At 70.4% G+C, this 6,011-nt stretch carries 6 protein-coding genes; 2 read left to right on the forward strand and 4 right to left on the reverse strand.

The window, feature by feature from the left end:
• Positions 1-270: 270 nt before the first annotated feature.
• A complete protein-coding gene (locus P409_RS23930) occupies positions 271-1,194 on the reverse strand; it encodes a ribokinase (protein ID WP_034844574.1) in 924 nt (307 codons plus the stop codon).
• 154 nt (positions 1,195-1,348) lie between these two features.
• On the opposite strand from P409_RS23930, the gene P409_RS23935 reads away from it, so the two are divergent.
• Entirely contained in the window at positions 1,349-2,554 is a 1,206-nt protein-coding gene (locus tag P409_RS23935; RefSeq protein ID WP_034844576.1) for a M20 aminoacylase family protein, read from the forward strand.
• Between the two features lie 119 nt (positions 2,555-2,673).
• On the opposite strand, the gene P409_RS36410 is transcribed toward P409_RS23935, so the two are convergent.
• The 3 genes from P409_RS36410 to P409_RS23950 all read right to left on the reverse strand — a co-directional run bounded on the left by P409_RS36410 (position 2,674) and on the right by P409_RS23950 (position 4,593).
• The gene (locus P409_RS36410) at positions 2,674-3,240 is read right to left on the reverse strand and encodes a hypothetical protein (protein WP_052121311.1); all 567 of its coding nucleotides are present in this window, start codon (positions 3,238-3,240) and stop codon (positions 2,674-2,676) included.
• A 77-nt stretch (positions 3,241-3,317) separates the two neighbouring features.
• Positions 3,318-3,908 carry a TetR/AcrR family transcriptional regulator gene (locus P409_RS23945; protein ID WP_034844579.1) on the reverse strand — a complete coding sequence of 197 codons (591 nt, stop codon included), beginning with the start codon at positions 3,906-3,908 and terminating at the stop codon, positions 3,318-3,320.
• 190 nt (positions 3,909-4,098) lie between these two features.
• Positions 4,099-4,593, reverse strand: a complete 495-nt coding sequence (locus P409_RS23950) for a VOC family protein (protein ID WP_193366519.1) — start codon at positions 4,591-4,593, stop codon at positions 4,099-4,101.
• Positions 4,594-4,813: 220 nt separating this feature from the next.
• Here P409_RS23950 and hemA point away from each other — a divergent pair.
• Positions 4,814-6,011, forward strand: a 1,198-nt coding sequence (hemA, locus tag P409_RS23955) for a 5-aminolevulinate synthase (protein ID WP_034844580.1), incomplete at its 3' end; no start/stop codon positions are given.

Consider the following 6,011-nt stretch of genomic DNA (forward strand, 5'->3'; position numbering starts at 1 on the left):
ACGAGAATCGCACGGCCGCGCAATGAACATTGCGTTTACTCGAATCCGACCTTGAAAGGGCATCGCTTGCGAAGCCTTTTCAGAACGACGATCCCCACCGTCATTGCGAGGAGGCGAAGCCGACGAAGCAATCCAGGGGTCACGCCAAACGGCCCCTGGATTGCTTCGCTGCGTTCGCAATGACGGTGTTGGGGAATGCTGAGAAGCTCTCGCCTGCGGCAGAGGCAAGCGGCTCGCTTCCTCTATCGGATCCGACCCGCGGCCATCCAGCTAACCGATCGCCGTGGTCGGCCCCAGGCGCGGCAGGGCGGCATCGATCGCGGCGGCGGTCGGCATGCTCTCCTGCGCGCCGAGCGCCAGGCAGGCCAGGGCGGCGCCGGTCGAGGCGCGGCGCAGCGCCTGGTCGAGCGGCAGTCCGGCATCGAGCCCGGCGGCTAGCACGCCGGTGAAGGTGTCGCCGGCGCCGGTGGTGTCGACCGGCTGGATCGGCAGCGCCGGAACAGCGAAATCGGCGTCGGGCCCGACCGCGATCGCGCCCTCGCCGCCCAAAGTGACGACGCAGGTCAGCGCCAGCCGGCCGCTGAGCGCCTTGGCCGCCGCCTTCGGGCTGGACGTGTCGAGCCCCAGCCCGCCGGCGATCGCCAGCGCCTCGTGCTCGTTCACCACCAGCAGGTCAAGGTCGCGCAACGCCGCCTCCGGCACCGCCGCCGCCGGGGCGACGTTGAGGATGGCGCGGCAGCCGCGGGCCCGGGCCCGCTTCAGCAGCGCCCAGTTCTGCTCCGGCGGCAATTCCATCTGCAGGATCAGCAGCGTGTCGGGGGTCAGCCGGTCGTCCGGCACCTGGTCGGCCCGGACCCCGAGATTGGCGCCGCTGCCGACGGCGATGAAGTTCTCGGCCTTCGCATCGACGCAGATATAGGCCACGCCGGTCGGCCGGTCGCTGGTGGCGAGGAGCGACGTGTCGATGCCTTCCTTCGCCAGGGTCGCGCGCATCACCTGGCCGAAGCCGTCATCGCCGACCGCGCCGGCCATCGCCACCCGGGCCCCGGCCCGCGCCGCCGCCACCGCCTGGTTCGACCCCTTGCCGCCCGGCTTGGTGACGTAGCCGTCGCACAGCACGGTCTCGCCCGGTCGCGGCAGCGCCGTGACGGCCATCACCAGGTCCATGTTGATCGACCCGAAATCCAGGATCACGCAGTGCTCCTCCCCATCGAAGGGCGCGATCCTGGCGCGGCGCGGGCCGGAACGCAACCGGTCCGCGCGAAGCCCGTCCGGTCCCTTCTGGGCGCAGGACGGAAAACCTGCAAATGTCCTACCTACGCCAACAGTGCAACCAGGGAGAGCGATCGTGACCGCCGAGCCGAAGGACATCCTGGCCGAGATCAAGGGCTATGAGGACGAGCTGATCGCCATCCGCCGCGACATTCATGCCCATCCCGAGACCGGCTTCGAGGAGGTGCGCACCGCCGCCCTGGTGGCGAAGACGCTGCGCGGCCTGGGCATCGAGACCCATGAGGGCATCGCGAAGACGGGCGTTGTCGGCACGCTGAAGGGCACCCGGCCCGGCAACCGGGCGGTGGCGCTGCGCGCCGACATGGACGCGCTGTTCATCGAGGAGAAGACCGGCCTGCCCTACGCCTCGACCGTGCCCGGCAAGATGCATGCCTGCGGCCATGACGGCCACACCGCCATGCTGCTGGGCGCCGCCCGCTACCTGTCGGAGAATCGCGACTTCGCCGGCACGGTGCACTTCATCTTCCAGCCGGCCGAGGAAGGGCTGGGCGGCGGCCAGAAGATGGTCGAGGAGGGGCTGTTCGACCGCTTCCCGGCCGACGCCGTCTACGGCATGCACAACAATCCGGGCCGCGCGGTCGGCGAGTTCGGCCTGCGCCCCGGCCCGATGCTGGCGGCCAGCGACACCTGGACCGTGGCCTTCGGCGGCACCGGCGGCCATGGCGGCTCCGCCCCGCATCTGGCGACCGACCCGACGGTGGTGCTGGCGCATTTCATCCTGGCGGCGCAGGCCATTGTCGGCCGCAACGTTCCGGCGGTGGAGCCGGCGGTGATCAGCGTCGGCCATGTCGCCGGCGGGTCGGCCGGATCGCCGAACATCATCCCGCCCGAGGTGGTGGTCAGCGGCACCGCCCGCAGCTATTCGCCCAAGGTGCGCGATACGCTGGAGCGCCGGCTGCGCGAGACCGCAGAGGGGCTGGCGGCGACCTATGGCTGCACCGCCCGGGTCGACTACCAGCGCCGCTACCCGCCGCTGGTCAACCATCCGGAGCAGACGGACATCGCCGCCGGCGTCGCCGCCAGCATCGTCGGCGCCGACAAGGTGGCGACCAGCATCCCGCCGATCACCGGGGCCGAGGATTTCTCCTTCATGCTGGAGCAGCGGCCCGGCGCCTTCATCATGATCGGCAACGGCGTCAACCCGGACGGCAGCTACCACTACGTCCACACGCCGCATTACGACTTCAACGACGCGATCCTGGCGCTGGGCTCGACCTACTGGGTCACGCTGGTGCGGCAGGAGTTAGGGGTGGAAGGATAGCCCCTCCCAAACACCTCATCTCCTATTGTCATTGCGAGCGCAGCGAAGCAATCCATGCCGCCGCACGAGCGGCCCGATGGATTGCTTCGTCGGCTTCGCCTCCTCGCAATGACGGAGCCTCAGGCCAAGACCGTCCCGTCCGGCGCCAGCCGGACGGTGAAGGGGTCGGCGATCTCGCCGGCGACGCTGAGATGGGAGACCCAGCCGCTGACCTCGATCGAGCCGTCGGGCAGGGTGCGGGCGGCGGCGGGGGCGATGGCACCGTCCGGCGCCGGCGGCACCAGGTCGGCGCCGCTCTTCAGCGCCTCGCCGGCCAGCACGATCTCCTCGACCCAGCGCACGGCGATCGCCTCGCGCGTCGCCGCATCCGCCGCGGCCCAGCCGGTGTCGGGCAGCAGCAGCGGGGCGAGGTCGTCGGCCGACACCGCCGGCTGCCAGACGCCGTCGAGGGCGACGCCGCGCCAGGACGGCACCGCATCCGGCGTGACATGGCCGATGAAGGTGACCCGGCTGAAGCTGTCCGGGCGGTAGAGATAGAGCGGGGCCTGATCGTCATTGGCCGCGCGGGCCGAGCCGAGATAGGCGGCCAGGGCGTCGCCATAGGGCGGGCGCTCGGTGGCCACGGCCAGGTCGGCTTGGCCCAGGCTGAGCAGAACCGACACGCCCCAATAGCGGAACTTCGCCATCTGCTTCCTCCGTCGGTGCCCCTTCGCCCTCGGAGGTAAGATCGAATTGCGGCGAAACAAGGGTGCGAAACAAGACCTTAACGTGTTGTATAGGCGCGTAAAAAGACTGTCACAGCGCGCTCGGCGATGCCGCGCAGCCCGGCCGGCTCCGGGGCCGCCTCGACCCCGAACAGGATGCGCTGCCGCCGGCTGCCCTGCAGCAGCGCGATCAGATCGTCCGCCGCCTCCACGGGGTCGGCCGGCTCGATGGCCCCGGCCTCGATCCTGGCTTGCAGGAACTCCACCAGCTTCAGCCGGGCGCGGCCGGGGCCGGCCTCGTAGACGATCCGCGCCAGCTCCGGAAAGGCGGCGGCCTGGGCGACCATCAGCCGCTGCACGCCGAGGATCTCGGGGTCGAAGATCCGGCGCAGCATGTGCTCGCCGAAGGTGGCGAGCTCGTCCGCCAGGTCGCCCGCCGGGTCCAGCCCGCGCAGCGACTGCTGCTTGTAGCGATCGAACAGGGCGTGGAACAGGCCCTCCTTGCTGCCGAAATGGCTGTACAGGGTCTGCTTGGCGACGCCGGCCTCGGCCGCCACCCGGTCCATGCTGGCGGCGTAGCCCTCCGCCATGAACACCTTGACCCCGGCGTCGAGGATCGCCTCGCGCTTCTTCCGGCCGCGGGGGGTCAACGCAACCCTCGCCGCCGCATCCTGCACCGTCATCGAACCCAACCTGTCCTGCGTCCCCACGCCCCGGGGATCATGACGCCGAAGCCGGCGGGCGCAAAGCCCGCCGGGCACACCCTTCGTCGCATGGCCGGGCCGGGTTGCCCCAGCGCGGAATGGCTACGCCCGTAGCGATCCGGCCGGGGCGCGGCGGTCAGGCCTCGCCGCGATAGGCGCGCTCGATCGCGGCGATGTCGATCTTGGTCATCTGCAGCATCGCCTGGAACGCCCGGGCCGCCTTCACCGGGTCGGGGTCGTGGGTGCGCTCCAGCAGGATCTTCGGCGTGATCTGCCAGGACAGGCCGAACCGGTCCTGCAGCCAGCCGCACTGGCTGTGCTTGCCGCCGCCCTCGACCAGGCGATCCCAGTACCGGTCGACCTCCGCCTGGTCCTCGCACAGCACGACGAAGGAGACCGCCCAGGAGAACTTGAAGTCGCCGCCGCCATTGATGGCGGTGAAGTCCTGGCCCGCGAGCTGGAAGCCGACGGTCAGGGGGGTGCCGTTCGGCCCCGACATGGTGTCGCCGTTGCGCAGGACGGAGGTGATGCGCGAATTGTCGAAGACCGAGACATAGAACTCGGCCGCTTCCTCGGCCTTGCCGTCGAGGAACCACAGGAACGGCGAGATCTTCTGGGTGAGCTGGGCCAAAGCGGCCTCCTCCGTTGATGATGCCCCTAGGACGGACGGGCGAGGCGCGTCCCGACAGGGGTGCTGAAAATTTCCCGGCCGATGCGGCGGATCGCCGCCGAACCCGCCGCAAGCCTCGCTTGCCGGCAGGGTTCGACTATGGTGCCATTTCACGCGACGGCAACAGATGCGCTACACTTTCCGCCCCGGGTCCCGGCCCGAGGCACGGCGAGACGGTGGAATGGACTACGAGACCATATTCCGGACGGCGATCGACACCCTGAAGGCCGAGGGCCGCTACCGCATCTTCGCCGAGCTCGAACGCCATGCCGGCGCCTTCCCGCGCGCCGCCCATCACGGCCTGGACGGCGCGCCGGACGTCACCGTCTGGTGCTCGAACGACTATCTCGGCATGGGCCAGCACCCGGCGGTGCTGGCGGCGATGCACGAGGCGCTGGACCGCTGCGGCGCCGGCGCCGGCGGCACCCGCAACATCTCCGGCACCCACATCTACCATCACGCGCTGGAAGCCGAGCTGGCCGATCTGCACGGCAAGGAGGCGGCGCTCCTCTTCACCTCGGGCTTCGTCTCCAACGACGCCTCGCTGTCGACGCTGGCGAAGCTGATCCCCGGCTGCGTGATCTTCTCCGACGCGCTGAACCACGCCTCGATGATCGCCGGCATCCGCCATTCCGGCTGCGAGAAGCGGATCTTCCGCCACAACGACCCGGCCGATCTCGACCGGCTGATGTCGGAGTATCCGCTGACCCGGCCGAAGCTGGTGGCGTTCGAGAGCGTCTATTCGATGGATGGCGACATCGCGCCGATCGCCGAGATCTGCGACGTCGCCGACCGGCACGGCGCCATGACCTATCTCGACGAGGTCCATGCCGTCGGCATGTACGGGCCGCGCGGCGGCGGCATCGCCGAGCGCGACGGGCTGACCCGCCGGCTGACCGTGATCGAGGGCACGCTGGGCAAGGCCTTCGGCGTGATGGGCGGCTATGTCGCCGGCTCTGCCATGCTGGTCGACGCGCTGCGCAGCCATGCGCCCGGCTTCATCTTCACCACCTCGCTGCCGCCGGTGGTCGCGGCCGGGGCGCTGGCCGCCATCCGCCACCTCAAGGCCAGCGGCGCCGAGCGCGAGCGGCACCAGGAGCGGGCGGCGACGCTGAAGCGTCTCCTCCGCGCCGCCGGCCTGCCGGTGATGCCGTCGGTCAGCCACATCGTGCCGGTCTTCGTCGGCGACGCGCGGCTGTGCAAGGCGGCCAGCGACCTGCTGCTGGAGCGGCACCGGATCTATGTCCAGCCGATCAACTTCCCGACCGTGCCGCGCGGGGCCGAGCGGCTGCGCATCACCCCGACGCCGCTGCATGACGACCTGCAGATGGCGCGGCTGGTCGAGGCGCTGCGCGATGTCTGGTCGACGCTCGCGATCC

Origin of the sequence: Inquilinus limosus MP06, assembly GCF_000767795.1 — a bacterium.
GTDB classification, from domain to species: Bacteria; Pseudomonadota; Alphaproteobacteria; order DSM-16000; family Inquilinaceae; genus Inquilinus; species Inquilinus limosus_E.